13 protein-coding genes, 1 tRNA gene and 1 pseudogene are annotated in these 16,102 nt (G+C 70.7%); 4 read left to right on the forward strand and 11 right to left on the reverse strand.

Going from position 1 to position 16,102, the window contains the following annotated elements; genetic code table 11:
• Positions 1-116 precede the first annotated feature (116 nt).
• The 5 genes from QF030_RS21895 to QF030_RS21915 form a co-directional block, all read right to left on the reverse strand.
• Positions 117-1,586, reverse strand: coding sequence for a peptidoglycan D,D-transpeptidase FtsI family protein (locus tag QF030_RS21895; RefSeq protein WP_307164346.1), 1,470 nt, complete (start codon positions 1,584-1,586; stop codon positions 117-119).
• Positions 1,583-3,022: an FtsW/RodA/SpoVE family cell cycle protein gene (locus QF030_RS21900; protein WP_307164347.1), complete on the reverse strand. Its 1,440-nt coding sequence runs from the start codon at positions 3,020-3,022 to the stop codon at positions 1,583-1,585. The genes QF030_RS21895 and QF030_RS21900 overlap by 4 nt, the downstream gene beginning before the upstream one ends.
• Positions 3,023-3,049: 27 nt before the next feature.
• Positions 3,050-4,621 (reverse strand): Stp1/IreP family PP2C-type Ser/Thr phosphatase, encoded by a 1,572-nt coding sequence (locus QF030_RS21905; protein ID WP_307164348.1) that lies wholly within the window; start codon positions 4,619-4,621, stop codon positions 3,050-3,052.
• A 92-nt stretch (positions 4,622-4,713) separates the two neighbouring features.
• Positions 4,714-5,226, reverse strand: a complete 513-nt coding sequence (locus QF030_RS21910) for an FHA domain-containing protein FhaB/FipA (protein WP_307164349.1) — start codon at positions 5,224-5,226, stop codon at positions 4,714-4,716.
• Positions 5,227-5,236: 10 nt separating this feature from the next.
• Entirely contained in the window at positions 5,237-6,118 is an 882-nt protein-coding gene (locus QF030_RS21915; RefSeq protein WP_307164350.1) for an FhaA domain-containing protein, read from the reverse strand.
• A gap of 412 nt (positions 6,119-6,530) precedes the next feature.
• Between QF030_RS21915 and QF030_RS21920 the strand changes: the two genes are divergently transcribed.
• From QF030_RS21920 to QF030_RS21935, 4 genes are all read left to right on the forward strand, one after another.
• Positions 6,531-6,614 (forward strand) — tRNA-Leu (locus QF030_RS21920).
• 877 nt (positions 6,615-7,491) lie between these two features.
• Complete coding sequence (locus QF030_RS21925) at positions 7,492-8,922, forward strand: DUF2252 domain-containing protein (RefSeq protein ID WP_307167647.1); 1,431 nt, start codon at positions 7,492-7,494, stop codon at positions 8,920-8,922.
• Positions 8,923-9,033: 111 nt separating this feature from the next.
• Positions 9,034-9,855 carry a J domain-containing protein gene (locus tag QF030_RS21930; RefSeq protein ID WP_307164351.1) on the forward strand — a complete coding sequence of 274 codons (822 nt, stop codon included), beginning with the start codon at positions 9,034-9,036 and terminating at the stop codon, positions 9,853-9,855.
• Between the two features lie 167 nt (positions 9,856-10,022).
• A complete protein-coding gene (locus QF030_RS21935; RefSeq protein ID WP_307167648.1) occupies positions 10,023-10,352 on the forward strand; it encodes a rhodanese-like domain-containing protein in 330 nt (109 codons plus the stop codon).
• Between the two features lie 132 nt (positions 10,353-10,484).
• Here QF030_RS21935 and QF030_RS21940 read toward each other — a convergent pair whose 3' ends face one another.
• From QF030_RS21940 to paaA, 6 genes and pseudogenes are all read right to left on the reverse strand, one after another.
• Entirely contained in the window at positions 10,485-11,702 is a 1,218-nt protein-coding gene (locus QF030_RS21940) for an acyl-CoA dehydrogenase family protein (RefSeq protein WP_307164352.1), read from the reverse strand.
• Positions 11,703-11,839: 137 nt separating this feature from the next.
• Positions 11,840-12,901 carry a 2Fe-2S iron-sulfur cluster-binding protein gene (locus QF030_RS21945; protein ID WP_307164353.1) on the reverse strand — a complete coding sequence of 354 codons (1,062 nt, stop codon included), beginning with the start codon at positions 12,899-12,901 and terminating at the stop codon, positions 11,840-11,842.
• Positions 12,901-13,545 (reverse strand): 1,2-phenylacetyl-CoA epoxidase subunit PaaD, encoded by a 645-nt coding sequence (paaD, locus tag QF030_RS21950; protein WP_307164354.1) that lies wholly within the window; start codon positions 13,543-13,545, stop codon positions 12,901-12,903. The genes QF030_RS21945 and paaD overlap by 1 nt, the downstream gene beginning before the upstream one ends.
• On the reverse strand, positions 13,539-14,261 hold the full coding sequence (gene paaC / locus QF030_RS21955) for a 1,2-phenylacetyl-CoA epoxidase subunit PaaC (RefSeq protein ID WP_307164355.1): 723 nt from the start codon (positions 14,259-14,261) through the stop codon (positions 13,539-13,541). The genes paaD and paaC overlap by 7 nt, the downstream gene beginning before the upstream one ends.
• Positions 14,258-14,545: a 1,2-phenylacetyl-CoA epoxidase subunit PaaB gene (gene paaB, locus QF030_RS21960; RefSeq protein WP_266798034.1), complete on the reverse strand. Its 288-nt coding sequence runs from the start codon at positions 14,543-14,545 to the stop codon at positions 14,258-14,260. Before paaB ends, paaC begins: the two co-directional genes overlap by 4 nt.
• Positions 14,542-15,556 (reverse strand): annotated as a pseudogene (paaA, locus tag QF030_RS21965) (1,2-phenylacetyl-CoA epoxidase subunit PaaA). Before paaA ends, paaB begins: the two are co-directional and overlap by 4 nt.
• Between the last annotated feature and the right edge of the window lie 546 nt (positions 15,557-16,102).

Consider the following 16,102-nt stretch of genomic DNA (forward strand, 5'->3'; position numbering starts at 1 on the left):
AGGCTGTCGTCCGGGCATACCGTACCCGGACGGCGCTGTGTGACCTGGCCAAGCCCGTCACCCGATACAGGACCGGTATCGCAACGTGCACCGATGTGTAGGCGACGTGATGGGGGTCACTTCTTGCTGTCGATGACTGCCTTCATCACGTTCCTCGCGATCGGGCCGGCCAGACCGCCGCCGGTGATGTCGCCGCGGTCGGCGGCACCGTCCTCGACGACGACGGCGACCGCGACCGGCGCGCTGCCGTCGGACAGCTTCGCGTACGAGATGAACCAGGCGTACGGCTTCTCGCTGTTGTTGAGACCGTGCTGGGCGGTACCGGTCTTGCCGCCGACGGTGACACCGTCGATCTTGGCCTTGCCACCGGTGCCCTGCGGGTCGTTGACGACCGTCTCCATCATTTCCTGCAGGGCCTGCGCCGTCTTGGACGAGACGGCCTGGGACAGCTGCTGGGGCTCCGTCGTCTCCAGGGTGTCCAGGTTCGGGGCCTTGAGCTGGTCGACCATGTACGGCTTCATCAGCTTGCCGTCGTTGGCGACCGCCGAGGCGACCATGGCCATCTGGAGCGGGGTGGCCGCGTTGGAACCCTGGCCGATGCCGTCCAGGGCGTTCTGCGGCCGGTTGTCCTCGGGGAAGGTGGACTTGGCGGCCCGCACCGGAGTGTCCAGCTCGGTCTCGTTGAAGCCGAACTTCTCCGCCTGCTCGATCATCTTCTCGTTGCCGACGTTGTCGGCCATCTTCGCGAAGACGGTGTTGCAGGACACCATGAGCGCGTAGCGCAGCGTGGCGTTCTCGCAGTCGCCGTGCTCGTTGGTGAGCTTGCTCGTGGACAGCGGCAGCGGGAACGGGTCCGGGGTGTCGGTCTTCTCGTCGACGCCGGAGACCTCGCCGTTCTCCAGTGCCGCGGCGGCCGTGACCACCTTGAACGTGGAGCCCGGCGGGTAGGTCTCGCGCAGCGCGCGGTTGAGCATCGGGTCGTCGGGGTCGTTCTTCTTCTGGACCGCGTTCCACGCCTCGGCGTCCGCGTCGGAGGAACCGGCGAACTTCGACGGGTCGTACGACGGAGTGGAGACCAGCGCGAGGATCTTGCCGGTGGACGGCTCGATCGCGGCGACCGCGCCCTTCTTGTCGCCCAGGCCGTTGTACGCGGCCTTCTGCGCGGCGGCGTTGAGGGTGGTGACGACGCTGCCGCCCTCCTTCTCCTTGCCCGTGATCATGTCCAGGGTGTTGCGGAAGAAGAGCCGGTCGTCGTTGCCGCTGAGGATGCCGTCCTCGAGCCTCTCCAGCTGGTTGGCGCCGAAGGCCTGCGAGGAGTAACCGGTGACCGGCGCCCACATCGCGCCGTTGGACCAGGTGCGCTTGTACTTGTAGTCGCCGGTGGTCTCGACCGAGCCGGTGATGGCCTTGCCGTCGACGATGATGTTGCCGCGCGGGGTGGAGTAGCGAGTGATGTTGACGCGGCGGTTCTTGGTGTCGCCGGCGAGGCTGTCCGCCTTGACGTACTGGAGGTAGTTGTCCCGCAGCAGCAGGGTGAGGACCAGGAGGCCGCAGAAGATCGCGATCCGGCGCAGGGGCTTGTTCATGACGGGCGGACCACCTGGGTCATCTCGGCGTCGGGGTTCGAGGCGGGGGCGGGCGCCGGGCGGCGCGCGGTGTCACTGATGCGGATCAGGATGCCGATCAGCGCCCAGTTGGCGATGACGGACGAACCGCCGTAGGCCAGGAAGGGCATCGTCATACCGGTGAGCGGGATGAGTCCCATCACACCGCCGGCGACGACGAACACCTGGAGGGCGAAGGCGCCGGAGAGGCCGATGGCCAGCAGCTTGCCGAAGGGGTCGCGGGCGGCGAGGGCGGTCCGCACGCCGCGCTCCACGATCAGGCCGTACAGCAGCAGCAGCGCCATGATGCCGGCCAGGCCGAGTTCCTCGCCGAAGGTGGCGAGGATGAAGTCGGAGTTGGCGGCGAACTTGATCAGCTCGGAGTGGCCCTGGCCCCAGCCGGTGCCGAGGGTGCCGCCGGAGCCGAACGCCCACAGGGCCTGCATGGCCTGCTCGGAGTGGCCGACGACGCCCTCCTGGGAGAGCTTGTACTCCTTCATCGGGTCGAGCCAGGCCTGGACACGCTGCTGGACGTGGCTCTCGAACTGGGCCACGCCGACCGCGCCGGCCGCGGACATCAGCATGCCGAAGACGATCCAGCTGGTCCGCTCGGTGGCGACGTACAGCATGATGACGAACATTCCGAAGAACAGCAGCGAGGTGCCGAGGTCCGTCTCGAAGACCAGGATCAGGATCGAGATGATCCAGACGACGATGATCGGGCCGAGGTCGCGGCCGCGCGGCAGGTACAGGCCGAGCACCCGGCGGCTGGCCAGGGCGAGCGCGTCGCGCTTCACCATCAGATAGCCGGCGAAGAAGATCGCCAGCACGATCTTGGCGAACTCACCGGGCTGGATGGAGAAACCGGCCACCGAGATCCAGATCTTGGCGCCGTAGATGTTCTGGCCGAGGCCCGGCACGAGCGGCAGCAGCAGCAGGAAGATCGCGCCGACCATGGAGATGTAGGTGTAGCGCTGGAGGACGCGGTGGTCCTTGAGGAAGACCAGCACCACGACGAACAGCGCGATGCCCATCGCCGTGTACAGCAGCTGTCGCGGCGCGGCGGTACCGGCCTGCTCGATCCGCTGCAGCAGCTTGGACTGGTCCAGCCGCCAGATGGCGACGAGCCCGAGCCCGTTCAGCAGCGTGGCCACCGGCAGCAGCAACGGGTCCGCGTACGGCGCGAACTTGCGCACGACGAGGTGCGCGACGCCGGCCAGCAGACCGAGGCCGAGACCGTAGCTCAGAAGGCCGGACGGCACCTGCTCGTTGATGGCGAGGCCCACGTTGGCGTAGGCGAAGACCGGGATCAGGACGGCGAACACCAGGAGCGCGAGCTCGGTGTTGCGCCGGCTCGGGGTGCCGATCGAGCCGATCGTTGACGTGTGGTGCGTCGGCGAGTTGGTAGTACTGCTCATCGTGTGACGGGGCCTCTCACGGCTTGCCTACTGCTCACCGCACCGCGAGACGACCTTCTGCTCTTCCTCCGAAAGGCTGGGGCCGGGGGTGGGAGTAGTGGTCGCGGGTGCGGACGGGGACGCGGTTGCCGAGGGGCTCGGCGATGCCTTGGACGTGACGGAGACAGGCGTGGTTCCCGTGCTGCCGCCGGCCTGGCCCTCGCCGGTCTTCGAACCGGTCTTGCTCGCCGTGACGGTCTCCGCCTGCTTCTTGCACGCGGAGGCCTGGACGGCCAGCTCGTCGATCTTCTTCTGAGCGGCGGGCAGATCGCCCTCGGCGATCGTCGCCTCGACCAGCTTCTGCTGATAGTCCGGGAGGTACTTGAGTTCGATCTCGGGGTGGTCCTTCTCGACCTTCGACAGCGACACCCAGGCCAGGTCCTGGCTGATACCGCGGTACAGCGCGACGTGCTTGTCCTTGGTGCCGACGTAGTACTGCGTCTGCGTCCAGCGCCAGCCGCCGTACAGGCCACCGCCGATCACGGCGAGCGCGAGCACGCCGTAGAAGGATCTCTTCAGCCACTTACGGCCCTTGCGGGGCTTGACGAAGTCGTCGTCGGTGTAGTCGCCGAAGCCGTCGGTTGGGATGAAACCGGTGATGTCGCCGCCGGAGCCGGGCGGACCGAACTCGCCGCCCCCGCCGCGCCCTTGCTGCCTGCGGCCGAGGCCCGAGGCGCGCCCTGCCGGGGTCTGCATGATGCCGTTGTCGTGCAGCTGGAGCTGGTTCTCGGCGACCGCGCCGACCACGACCGGGACGTCGGAGAGCTGCCCGGCGAGGGTGTCGCCGGTGTCCAGGTCGAGGACGTCGGCGACGATGACCGTGATGTTGTCGGGGCCGCCGCCGCGCAGCGCGAGCTGGATCAGCTCCTGCACGGTCTCCTGGGGGCCCTGGTAGCTGGCGAGGGTGTCCTCGAGCGTCTGGTGCGAGACCACGCCGGAGAGGCCGTCGGAGCAGATCAGGTAGCGGTCGCCGGCCCGGACCTCGCGGATCGACAGATCCGGCTCGACATGCTCACCGCTGCCCAACGCCCGCATCAGCAGCGACCTCTGGGGGTGGGTGGTGGCCTCTTCCTCGGTGATGCGGCCCTCGTCGACGAGGCGCTGCACCCAGGTGTGGTCCTGCGTGATCTGGGTCAGTACGCCGTCCCGCAGCAGGTACGCGCGCGAGTCGCCGACGTGCACGAGCCCGAGGCGCTGGCCGGTCCACAGCAGGGCGGTCAGGGTGGTCCCCATGCCCTCGAGCTGGGGGTCCTCCTCGACCAGTGAGCGCAGCTGGTCGTTGGCGCGCTGGACGGCGGTACCGAGCGAGGTGAGGACGTCCGAGCCGGGGACGTCGTCGTCGAGCGCGACGATGGTGGAGATGGCCTCGGAGGAGGCGACCTCACCGGCGGCGGCGCCGCCCATGCCGTCGGCGATGGCGAGCAGACGGGGCCCGGCGTAACCGGAGTCCTCGTTGCCCTCCCGGATCATGCCCTTGTGCGATCCGGCGGCGAAACGCAGTGACAGGCTCATGCGCACCTCGCCCGTCGGCCCCGGGTACAGCCGGTCGTGTCGAGCCACACTGCCCACCCTCCGGTCGGGAGCACATCGGGGCCATGGGTGCCGGCCGCCGCCGCGTGCTCGCTCCGCTCGCACTCAGTCATGATGTAGCACTACTTCCGCAGCTCGATGACGGTCTTGCCGATACGGATCGGCGCACCCAGCGGGATCGGTGTGGGAGTCGTCAGCCGCGATCGGTCGAGGTACGTGCCGTTGGTGGAGCCCAGGTCCTCGACGATCCACTGGCCGTCGCGGTCCGGGTAGATCCTGGCATGGCGGCTGGAGGCGTAGTCGTCGTCCAGCACGATCGTGCTGTCGTGCGCCCGGCCCAGACTGATGGTCTGGCCCTGGAGTGCGACGGTCGTGCCGGTGAGGGTGCCCTCGGACACGACCAGCTTGGTAGGTGCGTTACGACGCGTGCGGCCGGCGGCGGACTGCTGGCGCTGCTGCGGAGGCGCCTGCTGGCGCTGTGCCTGCTGCGCCCGCCCGGCCTCCCGGCGCGAACCGCGCTGGGTCACACGCGTACCGAAGAGGTCGCTGCGGATGACCTGCACGGCCACGATGACGAACAGCCACAGTACGGCCAGAAAACCCAGCCGCATGACCGTGAGGGTCAGCTCTGACATTGCCCCCGCTTCACCCTTCGGCTTGCCGGTAAATGATGGTGGTGCTGCCCACGACGATCCGCGAGCCGTCGCGGAGCGTAGCGCGGGTGGTGTGCTGCCCGTCCACCACGATGCCGTTGGTGGATCCGAGATCCTGGATCGTCGAGGGCGAACCGGTCCGGATCTCACAGTGCCGACGGGAGACGCCGGGGTCGTCGATCCGTACGTCTGCCTCGGTGCTGCGGCCCATCACGAGCGTCCCGCGGGAGATCTGGTGGCGGGTGCCGTTGATCTCGACCCAGTGGCGGGCGCGCGACCCGGGCTGCGGAGCCCCGACCGGACCACCGCCCGCTGCGCCGGGGCGCTGGGCGCTCGCGGCGGGCGGGTAGCCGTAGCCGCCGGCGCGGGCGCCGGGCGGCGGAGCGGAGGGCATGGGCGGAGCGGCGGTGCCGGCTCCGGCCCCGGGATACCCGGGCCCGCCCGATCCGCCGGGGCGCTGTCGGCCGCCCGCGGGCGGCTGCTCGGGCGCCTGGCTGCTGGAGGAGGCGAGTGTACGGCTGCGCACCCGGTACAGACCGGTGTCGAGGTCGTCCGCCTTCTCCAGGTTGACCTTGATCGGGCCCATGAAGGTGTAGCGCTGCTGCTTGGCGTAGTCGCGGACCATTCCCGCGAGCTCGTCGCCGAGCTGGCCGGAGTAGGGGCTGAGCCGCTCGTAGTCCGGCGTGCTCAGTTCCACGATGAAGTCGTTGGGGACGACGGTCCGGTCCCGGTTCCAGATGGTCGCGTTGTTGTCGCACTCGCGCTGGAGCGCGCCGGCGATCTCCACGGGCTGGACCTCGGACTTGAACACCTTCGCGAAGGTGCCGTTGACCAGACCCTCGAGACGCTGCTCGAACTTCTTCAGGACTCCCATGGGGCACCTCCTCCGTAGTGGCTGCTGTCCCGTGCCGTGCTGCTTGCCTGGTACTGCTTACTGATCGTATCCACGCGCCGGTGAATCGGCTGGTTCCCCCTGTCGACACCCGTCGACGGGTGTCGACGCCCTCGTGCGCACCCGCTTCTGCCCAGGATCGTAGAGGCGGCCGAGGACCAGTGTCCCGCACCTGGCTGTGGTCCTTGTCCGGCTACCGGGGAGACGGCCGCCTTAGGTACGAGGTTGATACGTGAACCAGTCACTGCCGGGACGTACGGGGGCCGCCGACGGCCTCCCACCTGCTCCCTGCCCCCACAGAAGGGATGTGAACGCACCCTGGACCGCGTGCTAATGTTCTGCGTGTCGGAAGGCGCCAGGCCGCAAGGCCCACAAGCCGGAAGACACACCCAATGCGCGGGTGGCGGAATAGGCAGACGCGCTGGATTCAGGTTCCAGTGCCCGAAAGGGCGTGGGGGTTCAACTCCCCCCTCGCGCACAGTTGAAAGCCCCGCAGGTCTCAGACCTGCGGGGCTTTCGCGTTCCCGGAAGGCTTACTGACCGGCACGGTTGATCCGGGCCATGCGGGCCGGGTGATGTGGGTTCAGGTCATGGTTGCTCACGGTGTGTGAGGAACGTCTCAGGTCCGAGGGGCAGTGCCGGCCGGGCGCGGTTCGTCGCTCATCGGCGGGCCCTTCGAGGGTGCGGCGGACTGCACTGTCTTCATCCCGGGTGTTGAGCGGCGGCCCTGCTCGAACCCTCACCTCACCCGAGGCACGCCTCGCAGCCCGGGCCTGGGCCTGGGTCCGGGTGCGGGGTCGGTGCGCCCCCGGGTCGGTCCGGTCCGGAGCCGGTCCGGAGCTGGTCCGGAGCCGGGTGCTGACCGGGACCCGCGTCTACGCGATCGCCGTGCACGGCATGCCTGCCCACGGTCCTGGGCCGCGCCGCATCGAACATGCCCCGCCCTACGGCGCCCAGCCCCCTGGTCGCTCTGCCGCTGCGGATCGGGCTCCGTTCGACGCGACTTCGGATCGGGCTCGCCCGGCGCGACTGGATCGCGATCCGGCCTCCGCGTGCCGGTGTTCTCGCCCGACGGGCGTGTTTCACGTGAAACATGCCCGCTGCTGTGGCGGCGCCGTCGTGAACCCGCTGCCGGGCGGCCGTTGTGCCAGGGCGAGAGGGTGTACCGGCTCGGCTGTACCGCAGGGGCGGGCGAGGGGTTTTCCACAAACGGGAGGTTGTCCACAGGGGCTGCCGCCGTGCCGTCGTCGCGCTGTACGGTCGGCACGAGTTGATGATCGGCTCGTCGAGCCGACGGACGTACGGGTGCGGGGGAGGCGGTCATCGTGACCGAGGCCGGTGGTGGGGGCGCGGAGATGGGCGGGGCGCGCAGGCTTCCCCGAGTGCGGGGCTTCGCCGACAGGCCCGCCGGGCCGCCCGCCGCAGGAGCGGAATCGGGGGCGGCCCCGGGGTCGCCGAAGGTGGAGGGCAAGGCGCTGCGCGGCCGGGTGCCGCGTTCGGCACACGCCGCGTTCGACCTGGACCCCGCCCGACCCGACGCGGTGGCGGCGGTCGAGGAGTCCAGCCGGGGCCGCATCCCGGAGCTGGCCCCGATCCGGGTCGGCCGGATGGCGGCGACGCCTTTCGCGTTCCTGCGCGGCTCGGCCGGACTCATGGCGTACGACCTGGCCCGCACCGCCATGACCGGGATCCGCGCCCAGATCTGCGGTGACGCCCATGCCGCGAACTTCGGTCTGTACGGCGACGCGCGGGGCGGACTGGTCATCGACCTCAACGACTTCGACGAGACCGTGGACGGCCCCTGGGAATGGGACCTCAAGCGTCTCGCCACCTCCTTGGTGCTCGCGGGCCGCGAGGCCGGCGCGGACGAGGACACCTGCCGCAGAGCGGCCCACGGCGCGGCTGGCTCCTACCGCCGCACCATGCGGCTCCTGGCGAAGCTGCCGGTGCTGGACGCGTGGAACGCCATCGCCGATGAGGAACTGGTCTCCCACACCGACGCGCACGACCTGCTCGGCACCCTGGAGCGGGTCTCCGAGAAGGCGCGGGCCAACACGAGTGGGCGGTTCGCGGCGAAGTCGACGGAGGTGACGGAGGACGGCGGCCGCCGCTTCGTCGACGCGGCGCCGGTGCTGCGCCGCGTCGCGGACGCGGAGGCTCACGCGGTGGCCGCGTCCCTGGAGCACTACCTGACCACCCTGTCCGAGGACCGCCACCCGCTGCTGGCCCGCCACTCGGTCCACGACGTCGCCTTCCGCATCGTCGGCACGGGCAGCGTGGGGACGAGGTCCTACGTGGTGCTGCTGCTCGACCACCGGGACGAGCCGCTGATCCTTCAGGTGAAGGAGGCCCGCGCCTCGGCCCTGGTCCCGCACCTGCTGACCGCCGGCTTCGACGTGCCCGAGGTGGAGCACGAGGGCCGCCGGGTGGTCATCGGCCAGAAACGCATGCAGGTCGTCAGCGACATACTGCTGGGCTGGACGACGGTCGACGGACTCCCCTTCCAGGTACGGCAGTTCCGTAACCGCAAGGGCAGCGTCGACCCGGCCGCGCTCGCCGCCGACCAGGTCGACGACTACGGCCGGATGACCGGCGCGCTTCTCGCCCGCGCCCACTCCCACAGCGCCGACCCGCGCCTCATCGCCGGCTACTGCGGAAAGAACGAGGAACTCGACGAGGCGATCGCCACCTTCGCCGTCGCCTACGCCGACCGTACGGAGGCGGACCACTCGGACCTGGTGGCGGCGGTACGGGCGGGACGGATCGCTGCGGAGACGGGCGTATGAGGTGCGGACGAGCCGAGTCGGAGCGGGGGAGTCCGGGCAGCGGGACGCGAGCGGGGCGCTGCGGGACGGCGGCCGGGTGGGTTCGGGGGAGCGTTGGCCTAGGCTGGTCGGGTGACGACCCCCGAAGCTGAGCAGCCGCGGCCCGAGGCACGGCTGGAGCAGGCCGTGCGGGCCGCCGAGCAGGCGTTGATCGAGTTCGAGATCGCGGTGGAGACCTTCCGCGTCGAGGTCGAGAACTTCTCGCGGCTCCACCATCAGAAACTCGGCCCGATGTACGCCCGGCTCGACGAACTGGACGCCCAGATCGCCGAGGCCAGGGCGGTCCGTACCGGTGATCCCGAGGATCGGCGCAAGGCCGCCGAGGCGCGGGCCCGGGTGATGCCGATGCCCGGGGTCGAGGAGCTGTTCCACGGCTGGATGGACGGCGAAGGGCTGTTCCCCGAGGCCGAGGCGATGCTCACGGATCAGCCGGTCCGGCCCCCGCAGCGGGTACGGCCCAGCGAGGAGGCCCGCAAGCTGTACCGCGAGCTGGCGCGCAAGGCGCATCCGGACCTGGCCCAGGAGGACGCCGAGCGGGCCCGGCGCGAGGAGTTCATCACCCGCGTCAACGCGGCCTACGCCCGTGGCGAGGAAGCGCTGCTGCGCGAGCTGGCCGAGGAGTGGGCGGCCGGCCCGGCGCCCGAGGAGCGCAGCCCGAGCCCCAGCGAGGAGCTCTACGCCCGCCTCGAGTGGCTCTCTCAGCGCAAGGAGATGCTCGCGCTGGTCGCCCGGGAACTGGAGGACGGCGCGATCGGCTCGATGCTCCGCATGGCGCCGGAGGACCCCGACCGGCTTCTGGACGAGATCGCCGACAAGCTCCTCGCGGACGTGGCCGCCCGCGAGGCGGAGCTGGCCGAGCTGGTGGGCCAGGCAGGTCCTTCGTCGACGTCGTGAACCGGCTGGAAACCCGGCCGGAAACCCGGCCGGCGGCAACCTCTTCACCTGGCCGAGCCGCGGGCTGCGCCGAGTCGGTGGGCTGGGCGGAGATGACGGGCTGGGCGGGACCGGTCGGGTCGTGTGCCGGGTCGGGTAGCGTCGGGCGTATGAGTTTCGGAGCTGGTGTGCCCACGGTCGAGGTCGCTGACCTCAAGGACGACGACTTCCTGCTGGACGTCCGCGAGGACGACGAGTGGCAGGCGGGTCATGCCGAAGGGGCACTGCACATCCCCATCAGCGAGTTCGTCGGCCGCTACGGTGAGCTGACCGAGGCGGCTCCGCAGGACGGTCGGGTCCACGTGATCTGCCGTTCCGGCGGTCGCTCGGCCCAGGTCACCATGTATCTCGTCCAGCAGGGCATCGACGCGGTGAACGTCGATGGCGGCATGCAGATCTGGGCCGCCGCGGGCCGCCCGGTCGTCACGGACGAGGGCAACCCGGGCTCGGTCCTGTAAGTCGTCGAACCGGCGGACCGGCGGACCGGCAGACCGTCGGACCGGTGCGTTGTCGGGTCGGTGGGTCGGTGGGTCGGTGGGTCGGTGGGTCGGTGGTCGCGGCTCGGCCGGGTTCGTCTTGTCGGGCGGGCGTCAGCTGAGGAGGTGGGCGGCCAGCAGGTCGCCCAGGGCCTCCTCGTGTGCCGCGGCCGGGCCGAGCGAGAGTTCCAGGTGCTTGGCCCAGGCGTGATACCGGTGCAGTGGGTAGTCGACATCGGCGCCGAAGCCTCCGTGCAGATGCTGTGCGGTCTGCACGACCCGCCGTACGCCTTCCGCAGCCCAGATCTTGGCCACGGCGACGTCTCCGGAGGCCGGTAGTGGGCCTGGCGCCCCCGAGGCGATCCGCCACGCGGCCTGCCACAGAGTGACCTCCATCGCTCGCAGGTCGATGTAGCGGTCGGCGGCCTGTACGGCGACGGCCTGGAAAGTGGCGATGGGGTGTCCGAACTGCTCCCGCTTGCCGGCGTACTCGGCGGTCATCGTCAGTACGCGCTCGCCCAGGCCGAGCGCCTGCGCGCAGGTCCCCGTGGTCAGCAGGGCGCGCAGCCACTCCCAGGCGCCGTCGGCGGTGATGACGTTCCGGTCGGCGATCTTCACCGATTCGAGGCGCAGTTCGCCGAGCCGCTCACCGGTGGTGGAGATCTGTTCGGCGAGCACGGCTCCTTCGTGCCCGCGTTCGACGACGGCGAGGACGCTCCGGCCGTCCCCGGTGTGTGCCGGTACGAGGACGAAGTCGGCGTCGTACGCCCACGGCACCATCGTCTGCACCCCGTCCAGCAGCCACTCGCCTGCGCCGGGCTCCCCCGGGCCGTCGCCTGCACCGGGTTCGTCACCTGTGCCGGTTCCGCCGGTTCCGTCGGTCGCGCCGACAGTGCTGTTCTGCCGTGCCGTCACCGCGAGTTCGGCGGGGTCGTGGCCGGTGCGGCCGTTCGCGGCGACGGTGAGGACGATCTCGCCCCGGCCGGCCCGAGCGAGCAGGGACGACTTCAACTCCGGTCCGCCGTAGGCCTGTAGGGCGGCGACGGCCGCGCTGCTCTCCAGCAGCGGCACTCGTGCCAGCACCTTCGACGCCTCACGCAGCAGCAGGCAGAGGGCGATGGCGTCGAGGCCCGCCCCGCCGAACTCCTCGTCCAGCAGCAGGCTCAGCAGGTCCGCCGAGGCCAGCTTGGCCCACAGTGCGCGGTCGAAGTCGTCGGCGACGGCGCCCCTGGTGAGCGCGGGGCTCGGCACGCCGTCGGGAGCGACCCCGGCGAACACGCCCCGCGCCGCTTCCGCCGCTGCCTGCTGCTCCTCGGTGAAGGTGAAGTCCACGGCCTGTCCTCCCGACGGTCAGCCCATCTGACGGAGCGTCAAGATAGAACAGGTTCTAGAAGAAGGGAACGGGGGCGGTCGGTCCGGGGGCAGTCGGTCGGTCCGAGGGAGACGGTCGGTCTCCCTCGGCGCGTTCCTCACCGGTCGAAGTCGACCTCCACCGCCTCCGTCAGCGGATGGGACTGGCAGGCCAGCACATACCCGGAGTCCGTTTCCTCCGGCTCCAGCGCGAAGTTGCGGTCCATGCGCACCTCACCGGAGACCAGGAAGGCCCGGCAGGTTCCGCACACCCCGCCCTTGCAGGCGTAGGGCGCGTCCGGCCGGTTGCGCAGCACCGTCTCCAGGACCGACTCACCGTCCCGCACGGGCCAGCTGCCGCCCCGGCCGTCGAGCCGGGCGGTCACGGTGCTGTGGGCGGGGGCCGCCACAGGTGCCGGGGGCGCCGTGACCTCCACGTGGAAGATCTCCTCGTGGATCCGGGACCGGGCGACCCCGATCTCCCGCAGCGCCTGTTCCGCGCCCTGGACGAGCCCGAACGGCCCGCACAGGAACCAGGCCGCCACTTCCGTCACCGGCAGCAGCGACGGCAGCAGCCCGGTCAACCGCTCCCGGTCCAGCCGCCCGGACGGCAGCCCGGCCTGCTGCTCCTCCCGGGAGAGCACGGTGACGAGCTGGAACCGCTCGGGGTACCTGTCCTTGAGGTCGGCGACCTCCTCCAGGAACATCGTCGAGGCAGCGGTCCGGTCGCTGCGGACGAGACAGAAGCGGGCGGCGGGCTCGCGGGCCAGCAGCGTCGAGACGATGGACAGCACCGGAGTGATCCCGCTGCCGCCGACGATCGCCGCGTACCGTCCGGGCGCGGGCACGAGGGTGAACCGTCCGGCCGGAGTCATCACCTCCAGCTCGTCGCCGACGGCGATCTCCTTCAGCGCGTACGTCGAGAAGGCTCCGCCTTCGACCAGCCGAACGCCCACCCGCAGGGTGCGGGGCCCCTCGCCGTCGGGCTCGGGCGCGGGCGAGCAGATCGAGTACGTCCGCCTGACCTCGGTCCCGTCGACCACGCGGCGCAGGGCGAGATGCTGGCCGGGCGCGTGCCGGTACTCCTCGCGCAGCGCGGCGGGGACCGCGAGGGTGAGGGTGACGGAGTCGTCGGTCAGGTGGTCCACCGCGGCCACCTGGAGCGGGTGGAAGCGGGCCATCACAGCTCCTTGAAGTGGTCGAAGGGTTCACGGCAGGCGAGGCAGCGCCGCAGCGCCTTGCAGGCGGTGGAGGAGAAGCGGCTGAGCAGCTCGGTGTCGGCGGAGCCGCAGTGCGGGCAGCTGATCGGCTCCAAGACCGCGCTCGCGCTCGTGCCACTGGCCTGGTCCGTGTCCGTGTCCGTGTAAGCCCCCGTTCCGGCCGTCGTCCCGGGTCCCGTCGCCGTCCCGGTCGCCGTCCGTGCGGCCGTGGGCTTCGGGGGGAGGGCGCGGGTGGGTCCCAGGGTGACGCCGACCGGTTCGGACGCCTTGCGCACGCGGGGCGGGGCGATCCCGAACTCGCGCAGTTTGCGGCGTCCTTCGGCGGAGATGTCGTCGGTCGACCAGGCGGGGGACAGCACCGTGCGCACGGTGACGTCCCGCACTCCGTGTGCGTGCAGCGCCCGTTCGATGTCCAGGGACATCGCCTCCACCGCCGGGCAGCCGGTGTAGGTGGGGGTCAGCTCGACCTCGACCGCGTCCGCGGCACGGACGTGCACCGCGCGCAGGACGCCGAGTTCCCGGAGGGTGATCACGGGCAGTTCGGGGTCGAGCACCGAACCGGCGACCTCGAGGAGTTCCGCCTCCAGCGGGGTGAGCGTCACCATGACGCGCCCGGGTGGCTGCGGTGCAGGTGCTGCATCTCGGCGATCATGCGGCCGAAGGACTCGGTGTGCAGGCCCTCGCGGCCCGCGCCCGCGCGCCAGGCTCCGGTGCGTGAGCCCTCGGGCGCGGCCAGGCCGGCCCGTCCCAGCACGCCCCGCACCGACTCCAGCCAGGCCGGTTCCAGCTCCGACGGAGCGAAACCGAGCCCGTCCACAGGGCGGAACATCTCTCCGGTGAAGCGCCACAGAGCCGTGCAGGCCAGTTGCATCCGCCCGTGGCTCTCCTCGGTCCCGTCGCCGAGCCGCAGCGTCCACTGTTCGGCGTGGTCGCGGTGGTAGGCGACCTCCTTGACGGCCTTCGCCGCCAGTCCCGCGAACGGGCCCTCAGTGGCCGCCAGCCGCGCGTACAGCAGGTGCTGGTAGGTGGAGAAGTACAGCTGGCGGGCGATGGTGTGGGCGAAGTCGCCGTTGGGCTGCTCGACCAACTGGAGGTTGCGGAAGGCGCGTTCCTCGCGCAGGTACGCCAACTCGTCCTCGTCGCCGGCCATCGACAGCAGGATCCGGGCCTGGCCCAGCAGGTCGAGGGCGATGTTGCCGAGGGCGACCTCCTCCTCGAGCACGGGCGCGTGGCCCATCCACTCCCCCAGGCGGTGGGAGAGCACCAGGGCGTCGTCGCCGAGAGCGAGGGCGGCGGTGCGGGTGTGCGTCGTCGTGGTCACAGGTGCTTCACCCCCTCCGGGATCTCGTAGAACGTCGGGTGCCGGTACGGCTTGTCGGCGGCGGGCTCGAAGAACGGGTCCTTCTCGTCCGGCGAGGAGGCGGTGATCGAGGATGACGGCACGACCCAGATCGAGACGCCCTCGCCGCGCCGGGTGTACAGGTCACGCGCGTTGCGCAGGGCGAATTCGGCGTCCGGCGCGTGCAGGCTGCCGGCGTGGGTGTGGGAGAGGCCGCGCCGGGAGCGCACGAAGACCTCCCACAGGGGCCAGTCGGTGTTCGTCATGCCTGCTCCACTTCCGTCCCAGAGCTGTGTTTGGCCGCGTAGGCGGCGGCCGCCTCTCGTACCCACGCGCCCTCGTCGTGCGCGCGCCTGCGTTGTGTGATCCGCTGCTCGTTGCAGGGGCCGTTGCCCTTGAGGACCTCCTTGAACTCGGTCCAGTCGATGGCTCCGAAGTCGTGGTGTCCCCGCTCCTCGTTCCATTTCAGGTCCGGGTCGGGCAGCGTGAGGCCGAGCGAGGCCGCCTGGGGGACGCAGATGTCGACGAAGCGCCGGGCGCAGTTCGTCGTTCGAGTGGCGCTTGATCTTCCAGGCCATCGACTGCGCGGAGTGCGCGGACTCGTCGTCGGGAGGGCCGAACATCATCAGCGACGGCCACCACCAGCGGTCGACGGCGTCCTGTGCCATCGCGTGCTGCTCCGGGGTGCCTCGGCTGAGGGCCAGCAGCAGTTCGTACCCCTGGCGCTGATGGAAGGACTCCTCCTTGCAGACCCGGACCATCGCGCGGGCGTACGGGCCGTAGGAGCAGCGGCACAGGGGCACCTGGTTGGTGATCGCGGCGCCGTCCACCAGCCAGCCGATCGCGCCGACGTCCGCCCAGGTCAGCGTGGGGTAATTGAAGATCGAGGAGTACTTCTGGCGGCCGGAGTGGAGCTTGTCGAGCAGTTCCTCGCGGCTGGCGCCGAGCGTTTCGGCAGCGCTGTACAGGTAGAGCCCGTGGCCCGCCTCGTCCTGGACCTTCGCCATCAGGATGGCCTTGCGGCGCAGGGAGGGCGCCCGGGTGATCCAGTTGGCCTCCGGCTGCATGCCGATGATCTCGGAGTGGGCGTGCTGGGCGATCTGGCGCACCAGCGTCGCGCGGTAGGCGTCGGGCATCCAGTCGCGTGGCTCGATGCGTTCGTCGGCGGCCACGGTGGCGTCGAAGACGCGCGCGTACGCCTCGTCGGCGTCCGACCCGCCGGCCTGTTCGGTGTGCGGCTGTGTGCGGGCCGTCTGGTGCGCGGCTGCTGTCGCCATGCGGTCCCCCTTGACTTCGGGCCTCGGCTCGCTGCCTCGGCCTCGGCTCTGCCCGAGCCTTCTCCCGACCGATCGTTCGGTCCGTGCGATTCCATGGTGGGACGGCCGTCGTAAGGTGTCAACCGCTGTGGATAACCTGCGGGCATCCCCTGTGGAAAACCTGCCCCGGCCTTTTCCCGGCCTGGGTGCGGCGGGGAGGGGGCTGCGCCGAACGGGTGAGGCTGAGTACCGTTCGCGATTGCGCGACGCAGCGCGAAGAGACCGGTATCGGGGAACGGGGCGGAATGGACGTGCACGACGGAGGGTCCGGCTCTCCAAAGGGGCCGAACACGTCAGGGGAGGCGGAGGCGGACTCGCCATCCGCCCGGGACGCCGTTCCCCGGCCCCGAGCTGAACTCCCGAGCCCCGAGCCTGCCTCCCGGTCCGGACGAGCGGACTCCGAGCCTGATTCCCGGACCGGACGAGCGGACCCCGAGCCTGATTCCCGGACCGGACGAGCGGACCCCGAGCCTGATTCCCGGACCGGACGAGCGGACTCCGAGCCTC

The sequence above is a fragment of the Streptomyces rishiriensis genome (assembly GCF_030815485.1).
GTDB classification, from domain to species: domain Bacteria; phylum Actinomycetota; class Actinomycetes; order Streptomycetales; family Streptomycetaceae; genus Streptomyces; species Streptomyces rishiriensis_A.